We start from the raw sequence: 25378 nt of genomic DNA, 5'->3' as shown, positions 1-25378 counted from the left end.
GGCGAACAAAGCTTTTCAAGACTGTGTTCGATTCTAAAAACAGAATTTTTGCCATAGTTTGAATTCACATGAGGCATAACTTATTTTAAAAATGCAAATTTTCCATTGTTACCATCTTTTTCCATTTTAATTTGAGCAACATAAAAGTCTTTTTGCACAATTTCACCTTCTGGAGTAAATGAAATTTCTCCAATAGGTGTATTGTATTTACCTGCGAGTATTTGTTTATTTAATTCTGTCCGCAGTTTATCTACAGGAAGGGTAGTAATTTTGGTCTTTTTATCTAATGCTTTCAAAGCCTCTACATACACCTGCACTGCTGTAAAAGCTTGAGCGCTAAATTGGGGTGGTTCTTTTTTGTATTGCTCTACGTATGCTTTCCGAAAAGCAGCGTTAATCTCTCCTGGATGTTCTGGACTGTAAGCTTGAGCAATCATAACGCCATCACAGAGAGCTTTACAAACAGATAATACATTTGATGTATTTAAACCATTGCCACCTATAATTGCACCTTTGTATCCTAATTCTCGCAACTGCCGTACTAAGTTACCGCCATCAGCAGCTAAACCAGAAATAATGATTAAATCTGGTTTTAAATTCAGGGCATTGGTAGCTTGGGCTTGAAAATCGGTATCAGTAGTTTGAAATTTTTGGACTGTGACTAATTCTAGTCCTTGCTCTTTAACTGTTTTCTGAAAAATTTCTGTTTCTGATTTATTAAAAGCATCGTTTTGAGCATAAAAAACTGCTACTTTCTTAATATTAGGATTTTGCTTCAGCGCAGCTTTTACAGAATTAGGTGCGACAACAGAAACTGGTGCAGATACACGAGCAATATAATCACCAATTTCGGGAACACCTTTGGCTGTGGTAGATGCACCAATTACTGGTACTTTTGCCCGTTCCGCAATCGGGTTAGCACTAAAGGCTTGTTGTGATAAAGTCGGACCAATAATACCGACAACTTTATCTTTATTAATTAAAGTTTGAAAAGCGTTAATTGCTCCAGCTTCATCGCCTCCTGCATCTTGAAAGACTAATTTAATGGGAGTACCGTTAATTCCTCCTTGATCATTAAAATATTTCTCAGCAATTTTTGCACCTGCTACCCCTTCTTGACCAAGTAATGCGACATTGCTGGTTTGGGCAAAGGCAATACCAATCGGTATGGGGCCAGATATACTCGTTGTTGTTGAGGTGTTGGTGGCTGTGTTTGTACCAGTGTTATTTGTACTTGTGTTTGTACTAGTGTTGCTACCACCACAGGCTGCAAGTAGGAGAGTACAAGAAGCCAAAAATGCTGTTGTTTGAGTAATAGTTCGTTTCATTAGTGGCAATATTCCTAAAATCTATTAATCTATTTATTTGACCACACCCCAGGTAAGCTTCCAAGTAGTTGCTTGCATCTGACTTGTGGTAGATTTAGTCTTATTGTCTAGGTTAACTAATTTGGGTGATCGCTTCTTGGATGGCAGTGGCGATCGCTGGTGATGGTATGGCATCAATAAATTGTTGACGTTGCAAAAGCAAAAGCTGTTTAAACACAGGATCTTTCTCAGCTTCAGTTAACAGCACTTGCTTAATCAGTTCTGCTTGAGTTCCTGCTGTATTAGCCACATTCTGTCCCTGGAGTTGAGTTAGCAGAGTTCGTACTGTCGCTGTTACTTGCACTGGTTCAGAACTGTTGGCGACGAGACTGCGAACTTGTTCTGCGGCTTCATGATATTCTATTTGTCCAGAACCGGCCAAGTTAGTAATGGTACTGCCGGTAATTGAGAAATTATTCCCAAAGGGACGTTTACTTAATTCTTCGGTGATTCCTAGTAATCTATGGATGATCTGTTCTTTGCTGGCAAGCTGTTGTTGTAAATATTCATAGGAAGCATAAAGACGTTTCTCTACTTGTTGGGTAGGAATGTTTTCATTATGAGTCACCTTCACAACCCAGAGATCCCCGCGTTTCTCAATTCCTTTGAGTTCTAATCCCAAACCGTCATCTTCGATCTGGAGTTTTTGTAGTGTGAAGGCGAAAGCACGCCAGTTCAATCCTTCTTGGAAAACTAAGTCAACGACGTTACCAACTTCTTGATAAAGGGATTCAAATTCTCGCGGCTGAAAGTTACGATCTGCTGGAAAGCGATCGCACCGTTCGCCTTTATCATCTAATTTACGGTAAATGTAGTCACACAGAACATTTGTAAAACAAGTCTGGCTGTTGACATTCCAATTTTGGATACAAATTCCAGTTAAGTTGGCATCTGTAAAGTCAACATTGATGACTTGAGCATTTGCCAGAATAGCATTGCGCAAGTCTGCACCCCGCAAATCAGCACCAATTAAGTCTGTGTCGGTGAAATCTATCCGACGCAAGTCTGCATTTTGTAAATAAGCTCCGCGTAAATTTAAATCGCTAAAGTCTGCTTCTTCTGAACATCCTAAAGTTAAAAGTTTTTGTACTTTGGGTATTTCTAAATCTAAATATCGACTATCAACTCTCGCTCTTTCAAGTCCCGTAACACCTTGGAAACAAGTGCGGTAAAGCCTGCGTGCGCGTAAGTCTGTGTTCGCTAATTTGGCGTTTTTGAAGTTGACTTTGCTGATATCCAAATTGTGAAATGAAGTACCTCCCCAAGATCCAAAAGCCAGTGCCCAAGTTCTAAACAAATCTGGATGATTCCAAGGTACTTTGCGGCGACGATTAGCAATCCAAGCGCCTAATCCTAAAGCTATATTAAACCCTATACCGCTCAAAAAAGCGGTAATTTTGATTGGTAAAGAAAGTTCTGGTGCTTCAAAAGCGATCGCAATTAGCCATCCCATCACTCCTGCCAAGATGATGAAAACAAAACCAATGGCTTTGATAAAGTAGGCTTTTTGGAACAACACATCAATAGTCGCAAGTGCCAAGCGGATTAAGCAAAATACTAAGCCATAGATTACCCAGCCAGCCAGAATAGTAAAAACTGTTCTGCCAAAAAATAAAGATATACTTCCTCCAAATCCCATTAGGAGCAAAGTTATCTGCACGATCAAAGCAATACCCAAACCTGCAATTACCGTTAACAAACTTTTGCTTAAACTTTGGTAAATAGCAGAAATCAACCAGGCAATCACAACTAAACCCATTAACTGGGATTCTATACGCTCTTGGATTCTGAGCCAAAAGTCTAAACTAATGGCTGCACTTATTAACCCAGTAAAAATGGCTGCAAAAAAGCACAGGCTAATGAATAACAAAGTTATGGCAAGTTTAGGAGCGATACTTGAGCCAGCTATCGCGTTTTCTAAATCAGAGTTTAGGTTGGCTTGTTTAAGAGATTGACCCCGGATATTTTTACTCTCCACAAAGTTTTTCCTGAAGAGTTTACATAGTTAAATTTACTTGAATAAATTATAGAATTAGTGGTCTGTCAATGTAACTTTGAGGGGTAAATAAATGAACCGCAGAGGCGCAGAGAACGCAGAGGAAGAGAACAGAGGATGAGTTTAGAAATTGCTTTACCTAGCTTGTGTTGTCCTGACAGAGTACTAGTGGTCTATCGCATTAAATTTGCTAGCTCAACCTATTTTCCATTCCTCTTGTTTTCCCTATTACTTTGCGTTATTTGTGTACTTTGCGGTACCCTACGGGAAGCCGCTTGGGCATCTACATTCTTTTGCCTCTCATAATTAATGCGATGAACAACTAGACTATTTTTTATGGAATTTATCTTATCTCGACTTTAGCTTAGTTAGTGTAAATAAATATTATTATCTTGTGTTGAAAAATTTTACAAACGAGTTGTTTTGTTTATAGGTTAATTAAACCTTAAATACTTTGCTGTTTATATAAGCAGGATTATGTATCTAAGCTATTTTCAGGATTTTTATCATTTGTATGTTAGAAGTGCATAAGTTTATTTTCTTGTACCCATTTAGAATATAGAAGAAAGCTTTTTAGCTAAACTTCTGTTCTATCAATTGATAAGTGCTGACGGTCATACTGGGATTTATATCAATGCTTAGGTTTTAAATATCTTAATATTATGGATACTTACAAACATCAAGAATCTTGGTTCTTCCAAGGAAATTTAGGTCGTAAAAAGAAACGAGGTCAGGGGTTTTCTATTGCTGATCTAGTCAAAATATCAACTATTGGTAGCAATGATGAATTGTTGAGAAATGTTTTGCCGGAAGATTTGAATAAAGTGCGGACAATTATTACGGAACGGTTGCAAAGTCAGCGACAGTTTTCATTTTCTGTTGCTACTGATCTAGCAAATCTATTGCCGCTTTCTTTTCTAGAGATTGGTACAAAACGCGGTCAGGCAGTCTGTCGTATTGTTCGCTATTTTTCACTTGCGGATTTTCAGGAGATAATTGCAGAAATTCAAGATTCAGATGACAAAGATGAGTATAATTCTATAACAAAGTTAACAGAAATTTTTGCAATTCCAGAGAAACTGGCACAAAAAGTTTTTGTAGATGGGGTAGATGCTTTAGAAGCACTAAAAAATATTTCTGAAAATCAACTTGCACAATTGAATCCAATCGCAATTGGTACAGGTTTTCTTGTTGGTGGAACTCACTTGATGACAAATCAACATGTGATTGCAGATCCCAAGGAAGCTAAAGAGTGTGTGGCTCAGTTTAACTATGTTAAAGATAGTTTGGGAAATATCCAAACTGTAGTTGAGTATGAGTTTGCTCCCGAAATTTTGTTTGTTTCTAACCCGGCTTTAGACTATACACTCGTGCAATTAAAAGCTGGCGCCTTTACGCAGCAGGCTGGATACCAATTTGATTGGATTCAATTGATTGAAGATGATACCAAAGTAGCACCTGGTATAAACAAAGGTTTGTTAGAAGGTGCAGAAAATACCAGTCCGATCACTCAAGCACCGACATACATTAATGGCGATCTTGTCTTCATTATTCAACATCCCAAGGGTGAGCGAAAACAGATTGTGCAGAATGATAACCGAGTGCTGGATTATTCTGAAAATGGCCTTTTGCAAGACTTCTTGAGATATGGCGGTGCTTCTAATTATGGTTCTTCAGGTAGTCCTGTGTTTAATTCTAATTGGCAATTGGTAGCTCTACACCATGCAGCGATCGCTAAAGATTCTAAAAATCAAGAAAAAGCTAAATCTGTTAGTGCAAAAAGCAAAAATAAGCCAGAAATTATTGCTTATCAAGGTGTACGTATCTGTCGAATTATTGAAAACCTCAAGAAAAAGAGTTTTACCGATCCGAAAATCGCTAGCTTTATCCAAGATTTTGTTGTTACATCTGAACAATTAAACTACCCACCTTTACCATCTGCCCTGGAGTTTGACGGAGAAAGTAGTTATATTGATTTGGGTGCTGATGTAAGTTTAGATATTAGTGAAGCAATTACAGTTGAGGCACTAATTCAAGCTAAGCCTGAGCTTTTACAAGGAACGGTTATTAACCGAGTTAACGCTTATTCTCTATTTTGGAACAAAGGACAGATTGGGGTAAAGCTACACAGCAGCAAAGCAGTTTTGACTAATAAATGTTTTTTCAATGATAATTTATGGCATCATGTTGCTTTTACATGGGTTAAAAACACAGACAATATTACAATATATCTAGATGGAGAAAGCCAAAAAACTGAAGAAGCGAAAGACTTTCCTAGCAAATCATCGATTTCTCAAAAACCTAATAACAAGTTATATATTGGTTGCGATCGCGAAACAGAAAAAGAAGGTTATTTTCACGGTGCAATTGCCGAAGTTCGCTTGTGGAAATTAGCTCGTACTCCAGAGCGAATCAAGGCAAACATGCATCGACGCTTGGATAAAGATGATCAAGCAGGATTGATTGGTTACTGGCAGTTTGAAGAAGTTGGAGGCTACAAGGTATATAACTCAGCCATGAAAGATGTACCCAGCTTGCCAGATATTAACTTTTTTACCTCCAATCAACCGATTCAACCACTATTTGGTTTGCAGTTGAATGGAAAGAATGAATATATCAACTGCGGCGACTATGAAAACTTGAAGATTGATCAGGCAATTACCATAGAAGCATGGATTAAGAGCAATGAGCAAAACAGAGACGGAATAATTGTTAATCGCGGTGGCAGTTGGAATGAGGTAGGTTATTGCTTATGGCTGAACAAAGGCAATATCTGTGTTGATCTCAGCAGTAATGATGATGACAACGCTGATGGCGCTAGAGGTTATAGCAACAACACAGTTAGTGTTTTGACTCAAAATGCAGTTCTAAATCATGACTCATGGCATCACATTGCATTCACATGGGAGCAAAATTCAAAGGAGATCAAAATATATATCGATGGAGAAAAACAATCTGTAAATACATCTCCGTTTTTTGAAGGGCCTATTGGTGAACCTAGAGTCAGTTTAAATATTGCTCGTTCTCAAAATTATGGATATTATTTCAACGGTTGTATTGCCGAAGTTCGTCTATGGAAAATAGCACGCACTCAAGAGCAAATCAAGGAAAACATGACTCGCCAGCTAAAAGAAGATAATGAGAAAGAAGGATTAGTGGGTTACTGGCAACTCACAGAAGCAGAAGGTGACGAAGCAGAAAACTCTGTATCCAATGATGACAATGGCATAGTTGATGGCGGAAAATGGTTAAGACCGTATGTACTGCTTGCAGCTAATCAAAGTGCTTACGGTGTAACTTTCAAAACAAAAAGATTGAAAGCTTGTCAATATCCTGCTTTACCTCTGCCATTTGGATTGAAATTGAATGGAGACAGCGATCGCATTGATTGCGAAAATAATCAGAGTCTTGATTCTACCGAAGCACTTACCGTGGAAACATGGTTTAAACACAGATTTGGCAATTGTTTAATTGTCAGCCAGTATGATCGTGACAATAATGGTTATTCCCTTTCCTGGTATGAGGGAAAGATCCGTGTGACGTTCCAGAGTAACAATCCTTATGTAAAAACAATCGTTTACACAAGAGATAACGCGCCGCAGGATTGCGTATGGCATCACATTGCTTTTACTTGGGATCAAAATTCCCAGGAAATAGCAATTTATATCGATGGCAGAATTCAAGACAGCGTAGTAGAAGGGCAGTGTCAGAGTATAGTTTTTGCAGGGCAGACTAAGAGTATCGGTTTATTTACAGGCTCACTGAATCGTCTCAAACAAGCAAATCTCACAATTGCTGCCAAAGACAAAAATGAGATTTATTATAATGTAGCGATCGCTGAAGTCCGACTTTGGAAAGTCGCCCATACTCAAGATCACATTAAAGCAAATATGTCTCAACGGTTAAAAGGAACAGAGAAAGGGTTAATCGGTTACTGGCGACTCGATGATGGTGGTGAAAATAATAAGGTAGTGCGTAACCTCGTATCTGATCATCATCACGGTAAGATCGATGGGGGAAAATGGTTTCCCACTCAATCATATTAAGCCACAGTTATTCCACAACTAGTAGTTTACCAAATTGATTTTGATAGGTTGGCGAGATCCCCGACTTTTTTAAAAAGTCGGGGATCTAACCTCTCGCAACTCTTTAATTATGTGGTCGAGTACTAGCTGTCGTTAGATCACAAACTCCTGTCGTTAGATCACAAACTCCTGTCGTTAGATCACAAACTCCTGTCGTTAGATCACAAACTTTTATCGTGAAATGAACAACGAAAAAATCACAATCCTCATCCTCGCAGCAAATCCTATCGATACAGGTAGATTGCGCCTAGACGAAGAAATGCGAGAAATTTACGCAGCTTTGGAACGAGCTAAAATGCGAGATCAATTTGAAATTATCTCACAATGGGCAGTGCGTCCAAATGATTTGCTCCATGCCATAGTCAAATATAAACCACAGATTGTACATTTCTCTGGCCATGGTGCAGGAAGTGAAGGCTTAGCTTTAGAGGATGAATCAGGACGGATGCAACTAGCCAGCACAGAAGCCTTGACACAATTATTTAAGCTTTTTAAAGAAAAAATCCAGTGTGTTTTGCTTAACGCCTGCTATAGCGAGACGCAAGCAGAAGCAATTCACCAACACATCAATTATGTGATTGGTATGAATAAAGCAATTGGAGATAAAGCTGCTGTTGCTTTTGCAGAGGCATTTTATCAAGGCTTGGGGAATGAATTGTCAATAGAAGATGCCTATGAGTTGGGAAAAGTAGCGATTCAACTAGCAGGGATTCCTGAATCTCTCACTCCCATTCTTAAAAGTAAGCAAAAATCTACTCTTGAAACTCAAACGAGCCTGCAACAGGAGCACAAACCAAATAAACCACAGGATACCACACCCCATAGCAACACTTTTAATATTTCAGGTAGCAATATAAAAAATCTTAGTGGCTCAGGAGACATCATTAATTATTAGAAGTCTTCTGGTTGCATACTCCCTTTTATACAAATAGACTCACTTTATCAAGACTCCACCTTTTCCCACACCAGTTCAAAAACTTTTTCAACACCAGCAGTTTTAGTTGGTGGCGTTTGCAGCGTAACTTGGTTTCCGTTCAACGTAAAAGTACGCACCAAATCTGTACCAACCCGATTAGGGATAGAGGCTATCTCGACATGATGCGTCACCGTATTGCCATCTATTGTATACATCCCAGCATAAGCATTGAATGTGGAAAATGCCTGTAGGTACTCTTGTGGTGGTAAAGATTGGATTTCTTTGCTAAAAGGTGAACGAATGTCTCCAGAAAGCGGTGAGCGATCGCGCCGAGAAAAAACAACCATCATCCGTCCCTCAGGAGTATAAGTAATGTAGCCAGTTGGATTAGGACCATACACCTCAGGTTCAACCGTTCCATCCGGGTTTATGGCTGTTGCTGAGATGAGTTTCCAAGTTCCCAGCAACGGATTCTGTTCAACAGAAGGCAGACTAGACATGGTATACCTCAACATTGGTAACATTACTCATCCTAGTGCTTTACCACATAAGTTTTGACTCTTTGCGAGGGGTCAGATCCGCGACTTTTTAAAAAATTCGCGGATCTGTTTGCGAGTGTGGCTATTTGTTCTGAGGCGTTACTAGTAGGTGATTTGTATTTAACAAGCACTAATAAATCACCAATTTGACAATTAAGTATCAAACAAATCTTTTTAAAAGTGTCAAGCCATAACCTAAACACTTGAAAAAATCATACCAAAAGTTGGGGTGGTGTGATCGAAGAACACAAGCGTCAGCATGAAAATTTTGTAAAATTACGAAGATTTATTATGGGTGGTAAATTCTTCACAGAAGATGTCTAATGGGAAACTTGGGATTTCGGATCTCTTGGAGGGGATAGTGTATCTATCCACAGCCTTTACCCATTGCCCTTCTTCTATTACATCTGCCGCAAGGTATGCAAAATAGCTGGAAGTTTAACTGGATTGTAATGACAACGATCGCATAAAAAACAGATGGTTCTATCAAAACGTCAACTATTCTTGCTTTTAACTGCTGCATCGACTTTTATTTCAGTTGCAGCACAGCCGCTAAAAGTTCTTAGCACTCAGCCGATTCCAGGCAATGGAGTGCAACAAATGAATATCTTGCAAGCGATTATTTTGGGGTTTGTGCAAGGAGTAACAGAATTTTTGCCTATCAGTAGTACAGCACATTTAAAAGTTGTACCAGTAGTTTTGGGTTGGGGAGATCCAGGAGTAGCTTTCACAGCCATTATTCAGTTGGGAAGTATTGCAGCTGTATTGTGGTATTTCCGCCTAGATTTGACACGATTACTCAAGGGAGGATGGAGTGCTATAGCCCGTAAAGATTACGCTGACTACGACTTGCGTCTTTGTTTAGGAATTTTGTTGGGAACCTTACCGATCGTCTTTTTTGGATTATTGATCAAAAATTTTATTCCAGATTTTGATAATTCACCGATACGCAGTTTAGCTGCGATCGCGATCGCTTCTATAGTCATGTCACTGTTACTGGGATTAGCAGAGATACTAGGTAAGCGTCAACGCGACTTTGAACATTTGACCATGAAAGATGGGTTATTGATGGGTTTAGCGCAGTCTTTAGCATTAATTCCGGGCGTATCTCGTTCCGGTTCTACTCTCACATCTGGATTATTTATCGGATTGCAACGAGAAACAGCAGCACGTTTTTCGTTTCTGTTGGGAATTCCAGCCATTACTCTGGCTGGGTTAGTCGAATTAAAAGATGTTTTAGAACAGGGTGTCGCAGATGCGGGAATCGCTTCTTTAGTTGTTGGCGTGATTTCATCAGCAGTATTTTCTTATCTAGCAATTGCTGGGTTGCTGCGCTTTCTCAAAACCCATAGTAACTGGGTGTTTATTTGGTATAGGCTGATATTTGGCATCTTAATACTGGCGGCTATTAGGATGGGATTGTTGATAAATAGTTAATAGTCCATAGTCAATAGTCCATAGTCAAAAGAAACTACCATTAACTATGGACTATGGACAATTGACCCTTGACAATTGACAATGACTACTATTCGTCCGGCTCGAATTACCAAAGTATTACCCAATTCTATTGCAGCAGAAATTGGTTTTGAAGTTGGGGATGCGATCGTCAGTATTAACGGCACGCCTCCCCGTGATTTAATCGATTATCGGTTTTTGTGCGCTGATGAGATTTTAGAACTAGAAGTCTTAGACGCCAGTGGCAGAACTCATCATATTGAAATTGAAAAAGACTACGACGAGGATTTAGGGTTAGAATTTGAAACCGCTTTATTTGATAATTTAATCCAGTGCAATAATCGTTGTCCGTTTTGTTTTATCGACCAACAACCACCAGGTAAACGCTCAAGTTTGTATCTCAAAGATGATGATTATCGCTTAAGCTTTTTGTATGGTTCTTACCTCACCTTAACTAATTTGACAGAACGGGAATGGCAACGTATCGAAGCAATGCGATTATCTCCGTTGTATGTATCAGTTCACGCCACAGAACCCGAAGTAAGAATTAGACTCTTAAAAAATCCTCGGGCAGGACAAATTTTGCAGCAACTCCAGTGGTTTCAACAAAGACGACTGCAAATCCATGCTCAGGTAGTCGTGTGTCCTGGTATAAATGATGGTCAGCATTTGGAACAAACCCTGAGAGATTTAGCGTCATTTCATACAGGTGAACTGCCAACTGTTGCTTCTGTAGCAGTAGTACCAGTGGGATTAACCAAGTTTCGTCCCCAAGCAGACGAACTCACACCAGTTACTAGAGAAAAAGCCCAAGAGGTAATTAAACAAGTGCGATCGCTTCAGCAGCAATTTCGGCAAAAGTTTGATTATACATTTGCTTGGTTAGCTGATGAGTGGTTTTTAATCGCCCAAGAGGAATTACCATGCGAAGCTGAATACGAAGACTATCCCCAAATTGATAATGGTGTTGGCTCGATTCGCTTGTTTATCAAACAGTTTATGCAAGTCGCAGATGAATTCCTCCCACCAAAAATACCAGGACAAAAAAGATTTACCTGGGTAGTGGGTAACGCTGTAGAACAAGCATTTCAACCAATTCTAGAACGGTTGAATTCAGTAGAAGGTTTACAAGTAAATATGCAGGCTCTCAAGAGCGATTATTGGGGACAAAATATATCCGTGACAGGGTTGCTAACCGGTCATGATTTACTGTTAAATTTACAAGGGCAAGATTTAGGAGATGGAATTTTGCTGCCAACTGTCATGCTAAAACATGGCGAGTTGGTATTTTTAGATGATATAAATGTTAATGAATTAGCCCGTCAATTGGAGACAAACATCTACCCAGTGGCGGGGATAGAAGAACTAATAGAGACTTGTATTAAATAGTTGTTTGTTGTTTGTTGGTTGTTGGTTGTTGGTTGTTTTTATCCAAACAACAAACAACCATGAACAAACAACTAACTATAAGTGAGGAGTGGATAGTGAAGTGCCAAAGAAAAAACTAGTAAAAGATAAATTTAAGAATATCAAAAAAGCTGGATTATTTATTTTTAAAATTAAATTTACACTTTACAATCTACTCGCTATGACACCAGCAATCGCTACGACTGCTGAAGAACCTATAATCAGTGTTGTCCATACTCAAGAAAATGCTAGTCAGTGGACAGGAATTGAAACTCGCTTACAAGCAATAGGTGTAAAGTACTGTGTAATTTCTTTAGATAACGTCAAGAGTGCAGCAGATTGGGGCGATCGCCCGGTGTTATTTTTGCCAAATGTAGAGAGTGTATCACCAACACAAGCGATCGCCTTAGAAGAATGGATGAGAAATGGTGGACGTTTGATTGCTAGCGGCCCGGTGGGGAGTTCATCAGCACCAGGAGTGCGTCAACTGCTGCAATCCCTATTAGGTGGATATTGGGCATTCAGCTTAGACTCTCCCCAAAAACTACAACCTTCATCAGAAATAACACGGAATTTGAACAGTCCAGAGGAACTGCTTGGTACAGTGCGTGGTGGTGTGATGATTCCCAATACTGTAGCATCGCAAACAGCTGCTGTTTGGGATGCCAAAGATACACCACCAGCAGTATTAACCACAGAACGCTCTACTTTGTTAGGTTGGCGTTGGGGAGTAGACGCCGCTTCTGGTGTAAAAACAGATGCAGCTTGGTTAAAAGCTGCACTTAAGCGGCATCTCAGGAAGTTTTCTATTTATGTTAATAGAGTGCCAGGCAGTTCGCAAAACTGTTCTACCTCCATCGTTGCCACCACTCCCCCTACTTCCCCCACTCCCCCCACTCCCCCTCCTCAAATTACAGCCACTGCTCCCCAACCCCGACCTCTACCTATACCTAATATTACGTTCCCACGTTCAGATGAAGCTATTGATCAACTGGAACAAAGGGTGCGTTTGGATGTGGAACCGAAATCCAATGCACCTATTAGTCGTAATGAAGCGATCGCTCTCCAGCAACAGTTAGAAAATCTCATTGGTCGAGTTGAAAGCGCCCACTTAGCAGCTGCAATACACAATGGTAATTCCCAAGTTGCCAAAGCACAGCAAGCGCAATTTGCCTCGATTAAATCTGGCGCACCAGTCCAGAGTACTGAGCAAGTGCTGGCACAAGCCAGGGAAGTGGCTAAAAACTTGCCCCGGCTTATCGCCCAAAAACAGTATGCTCAAGCGCGATCGAATTGGGTAATGGCCAAGAATTCCTTATGGCAGCAGTTTCCTGTGGATCAGAAATTGGCTCAACCAGAAATCCGTGCAATCTGGCTGGATCGCGGTACAATTGTCCGGGCTGGCAGCGAAAAGGGATTAGCTGCAATTTTTGATCGTTTGGCTCAAGCAGGATTTAACACAGTATTTTTTGAAACAGTTAACTCTAGTTACACAATTTACCCCAGTCAAGTTGCACCCCAGCAAAATCCCCTCACTCGTGGTTGGGATCCTCTAGCAAGTGCTGTGAAATTAGCCCACCAACGGGGTATGGAATTACACGCTTGGGTTTGGGTTTTTGCGGCTGGTAATCAACGTCACAATCAAATTCTCAAACTCGCTCCCAATTATCCAGGGCCAGTGCTTGCTGCTCATCCAGATTGGGCAGGTTATGATCACCGTGGTCAAATGATTCCCCCAGGTCAAGGCAAACCCTTCTTTGACCCAGCTAATCCCGAAGTACGGCAGTATTTACTGCGACTGTATGAGGAAATTGTTACCCGCTATCAAGTTGATGGTATTCAGCTAGACTATATTCGCTATCCCTTCCAAGATCCCAGCGCCGGAAGGACTTACGGCTATGGCAAAGCAGCAAGAGCTAAGTTTCAGCAGCTGACGGGTGTAGATCCAGTCAATATTTCCCCTAATCAAAGGGAATTATGGCAGAAATGGACAGAATTTCGTACCCAGCAAGTGAATAGCTTTGTTACCCAGGTGTCAAGGCATCTGCGGGCGAAACGACCTAACTTGATTTTATCGGTAGCGGTATTTCCTTTACCAGAACAAGAACGCATTCAGAAAATTCAACAGCATTGGGAAGTTTGGGCAAGGCAAGGTGATATTGATGTAGTTATTCCCATGACTTATGCTCAAGATACTCTCCGGTTTGAGCGATTAGCACAACCTTGGATTGCTTCTTCAAAATTAGGCTCTACTTTACTAGTACCAGGAATTCGTTTACTTTCTTTACCAACTATCGGAGCGTTTGACCAAATCCAACTAGTTAGGGACTTGCCAATTAGTGGTTATGCTCTGTTTGCTGCGGAAAATTTTAACAGCGAATTGCATACAGTTTTCAGCCGCACTCAAGGCAGAGAACAAGGTAGGCAAAAAGAACCTATTCCTTCGCGCCAGCCTTTTGCTGCTGCTGCTAGTCGTTATCATGCTTTGCTACGGGAGTGGAAGTTTGTTTCCCAAAATGATGAACTAAAACTATCAGCGATCGCAGTTGCGGACTTTAATACTCAAGCAGAAGTTTTACAAAGTGCTTTAAATCAGCTGGCTGCTGAGCCAAATGCTAGTAAATTGGTGGCAGCAAAAGCTAGTTTGGCTCGTTTTCAGTCACAATTTCGGGTATGGATGCGATCGCAATTTGTGGCTAACCCCTACCAAGTCAAAGCTTGGGAAAATCGTTTGGTTGCGATCGAAAGGCTGTTACGTTATGGGGAAAGAACTGCGGGATTTTAAGATTTGAAGTTAAACGCAGTCCCGATGAAACAATGCAACCTCACCCCGTCCTATCGGACACCCCTCTCCTTAGCAAGGAGAGGGGAAAGGGGTGAGGTTACTCTGGTTTTTTACAACTGGTGCAAAGTTTTTTTTAGTGATTTTACTGTTATCATAAGTTATTTTATTAACAATAAATAAAATAACTCTCAATTTATAACCTAGTTTTTTGCAAGGAAATGTTACGAATTTAACCCAGAAAACACTAGAAGATAGTTAAATATGCTAGTGCTATTCAATTTTTATTGCTAAAGGCAATTGCAATTATGCACGCCTTAACTCAGTTGATGTCTCTGCCGTCAGTAGATACCGTAATAGATTTTTCGCCTCTGACTGTAACACCAGACATGTCATTATTAGATGCTGTGGCACTCATGCATCAGCAGCAAGCGAGTTATGTGTTGGTGGTAGAGAATTTGTTGGCAGATAAAATGCGGGTGTTGGGATGGTTTACGGATCAAGATGTAATTAGATTGGTCTGTTGTAAATTTGACTTCCAAGCCGCTACAATTTCGCAGGTAATGACTTTTACCGCAATTTCACTTAAGTACAGTCAAGTCCAAGTTACTAATATTACTTTTTTATTGTCATTTTTACAGCAATATCAATTGCCTTTACTACCAATTGTTGATGAAGAAAGCCAACTAGTTGGAATAGTTACATTCAAAACTATTTATCAAGCACTACAAATTACTCCTAGTTCTCCCTGTCAGCTAGTAGACACCATCGAACAACTACGTTTGTTTGAGTCAGCCGTTGTAAATGCTAACGATGCCATTATCATCACCACAGCTGATGCACTCGATGAACCTTTTGGGCCACAAATAGTTTACGTGAATGAAGCCTTTACCCGGATAAGCGGCTGGTCAAGTGCTGAAGTTATAGGTAAAACACCGCGAATTTTACAGGGGGAGTTCAGCGATCGCACCCAATTAGACCGTATTCGTACCGCCTTGCAAAATGGTTTACCAATTAGAGCAGAATTAATTAATTACCACAAAAATGGTTCTACATATTGGGTTGAAATTAACATTGTTCCCATAGCAGATGTACAAGGCAAAATTACTCACTTTGTTTCTGTACAAAGGGACATAACTGAACAAAAACAAGAAAACATAGAACTAGAAACAAGAGTAGAGGAACGAACACAAGCTTTACAAAAAAGTGAAGAACGCTTTCGCTTCTTAGCGGAATCTATTCCCCAACAAGTATGGATTGCTCAGCCAGATGGCTATGTAGAATACATCAACCAACGCATACAGAATTACTTGTGTTGTACACAAGAAGAAATGTTGGGCTGGAAGTGGCAAAATTGGGTGCATCCTGAAGATTTATCTAAATGTTTGGATGGTTGGCAAAACTCTATAGTTACGGGTGAACCCTTAGAATTAGAATTTCGCTGGTATAGGGTAACTGACAGAACATATCGCTGGCACTTAGCACGTGCTGTACCACAGCGGGATCAGGACGGGACAATATTAAATTGGTTCGGTACAAATACAGATATTCATGATCTCAAAGTGGCAGAGGCTGCATTGCGGCAGACTCAAGCAGAGCTACAGGCTATTTTAGATAATTCTCCAGCGATTATTTATGTTGTAGACACTCAAAACAGATTTTTACTCGTTAATAGCCAGTATGAAAAGGTGTTTAAATTTTCCAAACAGCAGGTTAAAGGCAAAAGTATATACAAATTTTTCCTGCACCATATAGCTGATGAGTTTGCGAAGAATAATCATAATGTTCTTACTACTGGTAGACCCATAGAAGCAGAAGAAATTGTTCCCCAAGATGATGGGTTACATACCTATCTTTCCGTCAAGTTTCCTTTAAAAGATGCAAATGGTGTTCCCCGTGCCATTTGTGGCATTTCCACAGATATTACTGATCGCAAGCGAACAGAAGCCAACCTGCGCTTGCGCGATCGCGCGATCGCTGCTAGCAGTAACGGCATTGTGATTTGTGATGCGAGGCTGCCAAACTTACCAATAATTTATGCTAATCCTGCCTTTAAACACATTACTGGTTACTCACCAGAGGAAGTCATCGGTCGCAGTTGTCGTTTTCTGCAAGGAAATGATACCAATCAACCCGAAATCCAAGAACTTAAAAACGCTATCCAGCAAGCAAAAAATTGTACCGTAGTTTTACGTAACTATCGTCAAGATGGTAGTTTGTTTTGGAATGAATTAAGTATTTCTCCGGTGTTTGATGTTAATGGTAATTGCACTCATTATGTCGGCATTCAAAATGATATTACCGAGCGCAAGCAGTCAGAAATGGCATTAATGGTATCGCAACGGCGGCAGCAATATTTACTGTCCGCAACTCCAGCCGTTATTTATACCTGTAAACCTTATGAAGATTATGACATTACCTTCATGAGTGAGAATGTCACCGCCATGCTTGGTTATGAAGCGGAAGAATTTATAGAAAATTCTAAGTTTTGGTGCGATCGCATCCACCCAGAAGACAAATCCCATGTTTTTACGGAAGCAGCAAACTTATTTGAGCAGGGAGAATGTATCTGTGAGTACCGTTTTTTACACAAAAATGGTAATTACATTTGGGTATACGATCAATCCAAACTTGTACGCGATGATACTGGTAAACCTCTAGAAATCGTCGGTTATTGGTCAGATATTAGCAAACGCAAGCAATTGGAAGAGGAACTAAGAACAGCATTGGAGACAGAAAAAGAACTCAACGAATTAAAATCTCGTTTTGTCACCGTGATTTCCCATGAATTCCGTACACCGTTGAGTACCATTCTTTCTTCTTCAGAGTTAGTAGAACACTATCATCACAAATGGACAGAAGAAAAATTACTCTCCCATATACATCGCATTCAACACAGCGTTAAACATATGACTGAGATGTTAAATGATGTGTTGGTGATTGGTAAGGCAGAAGTGGGAAGAATAGATTTTAAACCGACATTACTAGATTTGGTTGAGTACTGCCGTGACTTACTCCAAGAATTGCAACAGGATGTTAATACAGAACATGCGATCGCCTTTGACTGTGAATACGAATCCATATCCTGCCACATGGATCAAAAATTGTTGGGACACATTCTCAGAAATTTACTCACAAATGCGATCAAATATTCCCCCAACAACAGCATCATCACATTTACTATCACTTATCAGGAAGATCGAGTTGTATTTGAAATAAAAGACCAAGGAATTGGTATTCCCCAAGAAGACTTACCTCATTTGTTTGAATCTTTCCATCGTGCTGCAAATGTTGGCAATATCCCAGGTACTGGTTTAGGACTAACAATTGTCAAAAAATGTATAGATTTACATCAGGGTGAAATATTTGTGAACAGTGAAGTGGGAGTGGGAACAACGTTTACTGTCACTTTGCCATTACAAAATTGTTAGTTGTTTGTTGATAGTTGTTTGTTGTTAGGAAGATTCCTAACCAACAACCAACAACAACCAACCACCAACTACTAACCATCAACCAATAAAAAAATGACTAAAATTTTAGTAATTGAAGATGAAAATGCAGTTCGTGAGAACCTTGTTGAATTACTAGAAGCAGAAGATTTTGAAACTATTGATGCTGCTAACGGTAAAGTAGGGATAAATTTAGCTTTAACAGAAGTTCCTGATCTGATTTTGTGCGATTTAATGATGCCAGAATTTGATGGTTATGGTGTATTAACCACTTTGCGGCAAGAACCACTAACAGCAACAATTCCGTTTATTTTTCTGACTGCAAAAGCAACTAAAGCTGACTTTCGTCAAGGCATGGAATTGGGTGCGGATGACTATCTCACAAAACCATTTACTCGTGCTGAATTATTGAGTGCAATTGATGGGCGTTTACAAAAACAGGCTACTTTGAAACAGTATTATTCTACTAGTCCACAACTCAAAGCTTTTAATTCAGAAATATTGGTTGTAAAAAATATTTTACACGCAGCGATTGAGCAAGGACATTTTCGACAATTTTTTGTTGAGTATCAACCACAAGTAGATATTCATTCTGGAAAAATCATTGCCGCAGAAGCTTTACTTAGATGGCAAAGTCCAGAATTAGGAAGGGTTGCTGCTTCTGAATTGATTCCTCTAGCAGAGTCTACAGGGTTAATTATTCCTATTGGTGAATGGGTTTTAGAAAGTGTTTGCCAACAAAATCAAGCTTGGCAACATGCAGGTTACTCTCCCTTATGTATAGCTGTTAATTTTTCAGCGCGCCAATTTACTCAACCAGATTTGATTAAAAAAATTATTCATTTTTTAACCACTAATAATTTGGAACCACATTACCTAGAATTAGAGCTTACAGAAAGCTTAATTATGCAAGATATTAATGCCGCGATCGCTACAATGAATGAATTGCGTTCCTTAGGCATCAAAATAGCTGTTGATGATTTTGGTACAGGCTACTCTTCATTAATGTATCTCAAAAAACTACCTATTAATAAGTTAAAAATTGATCGTTACTTTATTCATAATGTTGTCAACGATCCACAAAAAGCAGCTATTACAACAGCATTGATTCAAATGGGTCATAATCTCAATCTTCAGGTAATTGCTGAAGGTGTAGAAACTGAGTTAGACCTAGAGTTTTTACGACAACATAACTGTGATGCCATGCAAGGTTTTCTGTTTAGTCGTCCCATTGTGGCAGCTGAATTTCAAAAGTTTTTAAGTAGGTCAGCTTAAATTAAGCTAACTAGTAGTTCACCAAATTGATTTTGACAGTTTGGCTAGATCCCCGACTTTTTAAAAAAGTCGGAGATCTGACGTCTCGCAAGCTGTCAAAACTTGTGTGGTAGAGTACTAGTTAGGGTTGTCATTTGTCATTTGTCCTTTGTAACAACTAGTAATTATTAATCAAGAACCAATGACTAATGACGACCCTGAATTTTACCGACCTACTTAAGTAAAAGCTTACAGCATTGCTCATCAGTTTGATTGATTTGACAATGCTATAAGCTTCGTGGGTATGTTCATTTGGCTGACTTGATTTCATTATCAACAATCAACCTTTGAGATCATGTTGATTTTTGAGTTGAACTTATGTATTTATTGTATAACTTGTATGCAAAATAGTAAATCTTATAAATATTTATTTGTTACATAGTTAACAGTCAAGCTATTTGATAGCTATTTTTCTAAAATCACTGTAATAATTGAGTATACATATTTGCAACAGTCTTTGCTGTATAGTATAATTATGTATAAATTGGTATAAATAAATACTTCTTTTAGATAAAGAGTAAGTTCATACTGTAAAACAATGGCAAAGCGATCGCTGCAAGCATCAGCTGAGGGAATTAGAAAAGCCAAACAGGCTTTTCGGCGTAAAGGTTGGACTCAGGAATATCTAGCTGGTGAAGTAGGTTTAGAAACTCGTCAGCCAATTTGGAAATTCTTTACTGGTAAAGCTATTGATCGTCAAGTTTTTCATGAAATTTGCCTAGTCTTGGGATTAAATTCAGAAGAAATTGCCCAAAAATCCCCTGATGAATCACTGTCTTTGGAAACAATCTCAGAAAATACTTCAGATATTGATGCTTTAGTGCAAAAAGCACGCTTTGCTAACTACGAAAAAATTCAAGCCCAGTGTGGAACTCTACATCTGTTGGATATTGCTCGACCTATTGTTTTAGATGATCTTTATGTAGAAGTCAATATATTTGAGGAAATTACCAGTAAAAGATGGTTGGAAATTACTGACTTACAAAGACTAGATTCTAATAATTTTGATCGTTTTAATTTAGATAAGTTTAATCAACAAAGAATTCCTGGTTTAGAAGCAGTTGCCAAATACTCTAAATTGATGGTGTTTGGCAAAACAGGTTCTGGTAAAACCACCTTTTTACAATCGCTTGCAGTTCGTTGTAATCAGGGAAAGTTTAAATCAGATTGCCTACCTATTTTTATTAGGCTCAAAAACTTAGCTGAAAATAATAGCGAGAATCAACAAATTAGCTTATTACAATATATTTATCAGGAATTGAGTGAACAGAATATTTCCATCTCAGAAATTTTGACAATATTTGCTCAAGGAAAAGCATTAATATTACTAGACAGTCTAGACGAATTAAATGAAGAAGAAAGCGATAAAATTATTAGAGAAATCCATAATTTTTCTGAAAAATTTTACAAAAATACAGTAATTATTACCTGTCGCCTTGCTGCCCAGCGATATCAGTTTAATGGCTTTACTGAAATTGAAATAGCTGATTTTAGTAAATCGCAAATTGTAACATTTGCGGATAAATGGTTTGTAGCTGTGGCGAAAAACTCTCTCTGGGAGGGAAAAGCAAAGGCTACTGAGTTTATAAAAAAATTAGAATTGCCAGAAAATCAACAAATATTGGAATTAGCAACAACACCAATTTTACTAAATCTTACTTGCTTGGTATTTCAATTTTTAGGTGACTTCCCAGCCTTACGCTCAGAACTTTATAAGCAAGCATTAGAATTATTGTTAGTGCGTTGGGATGAAGCCAGAAGAATTACAAGAGATGAGTTTTATCGCAATTTATCGTTGCTAGATAAAATTAAGTTGCTTTGTCGTTTAGCAGCTACTACATTTACTCAAGGAGATTATTTTTTTCCAGCAACTAAAATCCAACCTCTCATAGCCGAATATCTGCGTCAGCTTCCCCATGCATCCACAGACCCAGAAGCGTTGCAACTGGATAGCACTGCTGCATTAAAAGCTATTGAAGCACAACACGGTTTGTTGTTAGAACAAGGAAGAGGTATTTATTCTTTTTCACATTTAACATTTCAAGAGTATCTAACTGCCAGAGAAATTGTTACTGCTGGAAATTCCCAAACTCTGCAAAATTTTGTTACTCATATTGGAGAAAAACGTTGGCGAGAAGTTTTTTTGTTAGCTGCGGGAATGATACAACCCGGCGATGAATTATTGTTATTAATGAAACAACAAATTGATAATTTAGTAATTACAGATAAAAAATTGCAGAAATTTCTGCAATGGTTAGATGAAAAAACCTCAATAATTAATGCATCTTATTACCCAGCTAGTGTGCGCGCTTTTTATTTTACCCTTGCTCTTCCTCCAGATTATCCTCTTGCTTACAATCAAAACTTAGCTTTATCTCTAGATAGTAGATTAGCAGGAAATTTAGCTATTGATTTAGCTTTAGATTTGGCATTAATCCATGCCCTAGCTATCAGTGTGAGGATGACTACTAATATTTTCTATCAACGCTTATCTGCGATCGCACTTGCCCTTGACTTACAACACCTACTACAAGATCGTCCGCTTCTCCAACAATCACTACAAAATCTACACGATGAACTTCCGACACCTGAACAAAGTAGACATGCTTTAAAAAGTTGGTGGGAAGAAAATGGAGAAACATGGACTAGTAAACTACGCAATTTAATTATTAGCGATCGCCAAATAGGATATGATTGGCAGTTTGATGAAAATGAATTGCAAATCTTACAGCAGTATTGGAACGCTAACAAAGTTTTAATAGATTGTCTAAATAATGCTGGTAATGCTAGTTTGGCAACAATCAAATCAATAGAAAAAAAATTGTTTTTAATCGATAGGCATCATTCATTCTGAGGCGTTTGAGGGTAGGCTTAGTGGTGAACAAGTAATCTCCTCAGTATATTTAACAATATTAGTAACTTTTATAACTTAATATTAAAAACTTTCCTGTACCAAAGTAATTTTGCCTGTCAAAAGTAATATTGGTACTAGTAAAGAGTAATACAATGAGCAATATCAGTTTGCTGGTAGTAGGGGTGCTAGCAACAGGACAATCATCTCCAGCAAAATTACCAGAACAGTTGCAAATTGAGCCAGATAATCCGTTGCTAGAGGTAAATCTAGAGCAAGCTAATTCAATTGTTTCGGTGGCAAAAATCACACCTCCCGAATTAATTTTGCAGGAGCAAAATATAAAAAATATTCCTGGTGAATCTGCAAAATACAAGTATAAAGAAATACTTTCAAATCAATCTAAAATCAAATCTCACAACTCCTCTGTAATTGCAGCACCAGCAGAGGAAGAGAAGCAACAAAAATCTATAAATCAACCTGACTTTTCACAGGATTTAGAAAACCCCTCTCCAAACCTCTCCCCTACAAGGACAGAGGCTTTAAAGATTCCCCCTTCCCTACCAGGGAAGGGAGTTAGGGCGTTAGGTCAACAGATGATTTCTCCCCATGATGTGAAAAGTCAGATCAAGCAACAAGTTGTCAAAATCCCACAAGAAAACACTTCCTCAGACTCAGACAATCAAATGTCTAAAATCACATCTGTGTCACAACTTGATGATGTGCAACCACAAGACTGGGCTTTTGGTGCTTTACAATCTCTAGTGGAACGGTATGGCTGCATTGCTGGATACCCCGATAGTCATTTTTTAGGGAACCGTGCCATTAATCGTTATGAATTTGCAGCTGGTTTAGCAGCTTGTCTACAAAAAATCAACGAATTAATTGCTAACAATACAAATAATACTGTTACGCAAGAAGATTTAATTATATTGCAAAGGTTGCAAACAGAATTTCAGGCACAATTACAGGAATTACAGGGGCGTGTAGCAAATTTAGAAGCCCAAACTGAGGAATTACAAGCAAATCAATTTTCGCCAATAACCAAACTAGTTGGTCAAGCAATTTTTAGCTTACAGGGAACTAACAGTACTGATGTAGATTTGTTTCCTAGAGATGGAAAACCGGAACGCCAAGGCAAAACAAATTTGAATTTTACCAATAGTGCGCAATTAACCCTAGCGACTTCTTTTTCAGGAAAAGATTTACTGTTAACTAGCTTAGCTGCTGGCAATTTGAATTCTTCTGCACCCTATGTATATACCAATATGGGACGGTTGGGTTTTGAAGCCGACACAAACAATAATGATCTAGTCATCAATGAGTTATCTTATCGATTCCCCGTTTCTGATCAAGTCGGATTTGTTGTAGGGACAGCAGGGGTGAATCCTGTGAACACCTTTCGCGGTATTAACCCCCTAGAAGGTGCTGGTGAAGGAGCAATTTCTTTATTTGCTCAGCGTAACCCAATTTTGGCAATTGGCAATAGTACTGGTGGTGTTGGGTTTGATTGGCAGATTAGCGATCGCATCAGCTTACAAGGTATCTATAGTGCCGAAATTCCTAGTTTTCCCAATGATACAAACTTGGGGGGAATATTTGGGGGCAGATATACCACAGGCGCGCAATTAACATTAGCACCTACCGATAATATTGATGTGGGCATACATTATCTTTTCTCTCATTCTCCCGATGGCTTGCTAGGAAATGGTACTGGTGATGCTCAACTCATTTCCCCTTTCGCACCGTCTACAGCCTTTAATACTCACGCTGTTGGTGCTACTGCTACATGGCGGATCAATCCCAACTTGCAATTAGGGGCCTGGGGTGGTTGGACTCACTCAGATCCTGTGAATCTTTCTGGAAGTGTGGAAACTACAAATTGGGCTGTGTTTGCAGCTTTTCCTAACTTGGGTCGTCCTGGCAACTTGGGAGGAATTTTATTTGGACAACCCCCTAAAATCACTTCTAGTACTTTACCAGAAGGCTATAACTTTCCCAACTTTTCTGATGGAGGGACAGCTGGTGGACGCGAGGATACATCTCTGCACGCAGAAATTTTTTATCGTGCCCAGTTGAATAATAATGTAGCTCTGACTCCAGGTGTATTCATCATTTTCAATCCTGATCACAACGCTGCAAATGACCCCTTGATAGTAGGGGCTTTGAGAGCCACTTTCCGGTTTTAATTTTCTACTGGTGTAAATATAACTATATATTCTAGCTACTTACGTAAAATAGCTAGCTATAAGAAGCTGTTTGGTAATAGCCATAGTGAAACTACAGTATCTTTTTTGACTTTTTAATTAAAGGCAATTTCACATGCAAGTAAAATTATCGGGTTTTGAAACACAACAAGACCCAATTCAAAATTACTGTAAATTGGGCTGTGGGATTCTTAGCAGCAGTAGCTTAGCCGCAGTTTTAATTGGTTTAGGAACAGCCAGCGCCTCTGCTGAAATTACGCCCTTTCAAATTCAAAGTACTGGGACTCTTTCAGGTACTATCCAACTTCCTAGCTTTAACCCCAATTTCAATAACAGTGTTACTCGTGTAGATACTGACTCGACAGGGACTTACAACCGAAATATAGGTTCCAACAGTAATCCCAATTACGTTCCTGTCTACAAATCAGATTATGTCAAGGTACAAACACGTGCTGATGGAAGTTTACATTACTTTGTAGACTTTAAAGGAATTCCAGTTGTTTCATTCGACGGTATCCTCAATTCCCCAGTGTTATCTGGTGGTGAATTGACGCCCTATACTTATCAAGGAAAATTACCAGGAACTAAATATCAGGGCGTAGTTCAAGACGAATTTGGACTCACAAAAGCCTTTTACACAGGAATTGTTACCGATCCAAAAACTGGACAGCAATATGAAGGTACTTTTCAACTCAGTGGACAAGGGCCAAGATATAGCGATCGCAACGGCGGCGAAAGTCCTACAGTCTTTGATTTCAAATCAGATATTCCAGGAAAACCAACCATAACATCCTATAAAATGACCAACAGCCCGTTGGTAAGATTGACAATCAATGTACCTGCGGATGCAAAACTCGTCACCCCACCCCCCACAGGCGGCGGTAGTAGCACACCCCCCACTCCTCCCACTTCCCCAACTTCCCCAACTTCCCCAACTTCCCCAACTTCCCCTACCTCTCCAACTCCCCCCACCTCCCCATCACCCCATCTCCCCACCTCCACCTCCACCT

14 protein-coding genes are annotated in these 25378 nt (G+C 39.3%); 10 read left to right on the top strand and 4 right to left on the bottom strand.

Annotation, left to right across the window (positions count from 1 at the left end):
• Positions 1–80: 80 nt before the first annotated feature.
• On the bottom strand, positions 81–1328 hold the full coding sequence (locus tag UYI_RS0126590) for an ABC transporter substrate-binding protein (RefSeq protein WP_016869719.1): 1248 nt from the start codon (positions 1326–1328) through the stop codon (positions 81–83).
• Between the two features lie 112 nt (positions 1329–1440).
• Complete coding sequence (locus UYI_RS0126585) at positions 1441–3345, bottom strand: pentapeptide repeat-containing protein (RefSeq protein ID WP_016869718.1); 1905 nt, start codon at positions 3343–3345, stop codon at positions 1441–1443.
• Positions 3346–4025: 680 nt separating this feature from the next.
• Here UYI_RS0126585 and UYI_RS0126580 point away from each other — a divergent pair.
• Positions 4026–7409, top strand: a complete 3384-nt coding sequence (locus UYI_RS0126580; protein ID WP_016869717.1) for a LamG-like jellyroll fold domain-containing protein — start codon at positions 4026–4028, stop codon at positions 7407–7409.
• 220 nt (positions 7410–7629) lie between these two features.
• A complete protein-coding gene (locus UYI_RS0126575; RefSeq protein ID WP_016869716.1) occupies positions 7630–8343 on the top strand; it encodes a CHAT domain-containing protein in 714 nt (237 codons plus the stop codon).
• Between the two features lie 47 nt (positions 8344–8390).
• Here UYI_RS0126575 and UYI_RS0126570 read toward each other — a convergent pair whose 3' ends face one another.
• Both UYI_RS0126570 and UYI_RS40290 read right to left on the bottom strand, forming a co-directional pair.
• Positions 8391–8864, bottom strand: coding sequence for a lipocalin-like domain-containing protein (locus tag UYI_RS0126570; RefSeq protein WP_016869715.1), 474 nt, complete (start codon positions 8862–8864; stop codon positions 8391–8393).
• A gap of 32 nt (positions 8865–8896) precedes the next feature.
• Positions 8897–9106 carry a helix-turn-helix domain-containing protein gene (locus UYI_RS40290; protein WP_071588888.1) on the bottom strand — a complete coding sequence of 70 codons (210 nt, stop codon included), beginning with the start codon at positions 9104–9106 and terminating at the stop codon, positions 8897–8899.
• 274 nt (positions 9107–9380) lie between these two features.
• Here UYI_RS40290 and UYI_RS0126565 point away from each other — a divergent pair, with 274 nt between their 5' ends.
• From UYI_RS0126565 to UYI_RS0126530, 8 genes are all read left to right on the top strand, one after another.
• On the top strand, positions 9381–10340 hold the full coding sequence (locus UYI_RS0126565; protein ID WP_016869714.1) for an undecaprenyl-diphosphate phosphatase: 960 nt from the start codon (positions 9381–9383) through the stop codon (positions 10338–10340).
• Positions 10341–10421: 81 nt separating this feature from the next.
• Complete coding sequence (locus tag UYI_RS0126560) at positions 10422–11747, top strand: TIGR03279 family radical SAM protein (RefSeq protein WP_016869713.1); 1326 nt, start codon at positions 10422–10424, stop codon at positions 11745–11747.
• Positions 11748–11946: 199 nt separating this feature from the next.
• The gene (locus UYI_RS0126555) at positions 11947–14550 is read left to right on the top strand and encodes a family 10 glycosylhydrolase (RefSeq protein WP_235148026.1); all 2604 of its coding nucleotides are present in this window, start codon (positions 11947–11949) and stop codon (positions 14548–14550) included.
• A gap of 305 nt (positions 14551–14855) precedes the next feature.
• On the top strand, positions 14856–17978 hold the full coding sequence (locus tag UYI_RS0126550) for a PAS domain S-box protein (protein WP_026086190.1): 3123 nt from the start codon (positions 14856–14858) through the stop codon (positions 17976–17978).
• A 93-nt stretch (positions 17979–18071) separates the two neighbouring features.
• Complete coding sequence (locus UYI_RS0126545; RefSeq protein ID WP_016869710.1) at positions 18072–19271, top strand: EAL domain-containing response regulator; 1200 nt, start codon at positions 18072–18074, stop codon at positions 19269–19271.
• Positions 19272–19848: 577 nt separating this feature from the next.
• On the top strand, positions 19849–22164 hold the full coding sequence (locus UYI_RS0126540; protein ID WP_016869709.1) for an NACHT domain-containing protein: 2316 nt from the start codon (positions 19849–19851) through the stop codon (positions 22162–22164).
• 152 nt (positions 22165–22316) lie between these two features.
• On the top strand, positions 22317–24350 hold the full coding sequence (locus UYI_RS0126535; protein ID WP_016869708.1) for an iron uptake porin: 2034 nt from the start codon (positions 22317–22319) through the stop codon (positions 24348–24350).
• A gap of 133 nt (positions 24351–24483) precedes the next feature.
• A partial coding sequence (locus UYI_RS0126530) for a hypothetical protein (RefSeq protein ID WP_016869707.1) occupies positions 24484–25378 on the top strand: 895 nt, incomplete at its 3' end.

It is taken from the genome of Fischerella muscicola PCC 7414, assembly GCF_000317205.1.
GTDB lineage: Bacteria > Cyanobacteriota > Cyanobacteriia > Cyanobacteriales > Nostocaceae > Fischerella > Fischerella muscicola.
This window is presented reverse-complemented; position numbering and strand designations above follow the sequence as displayed.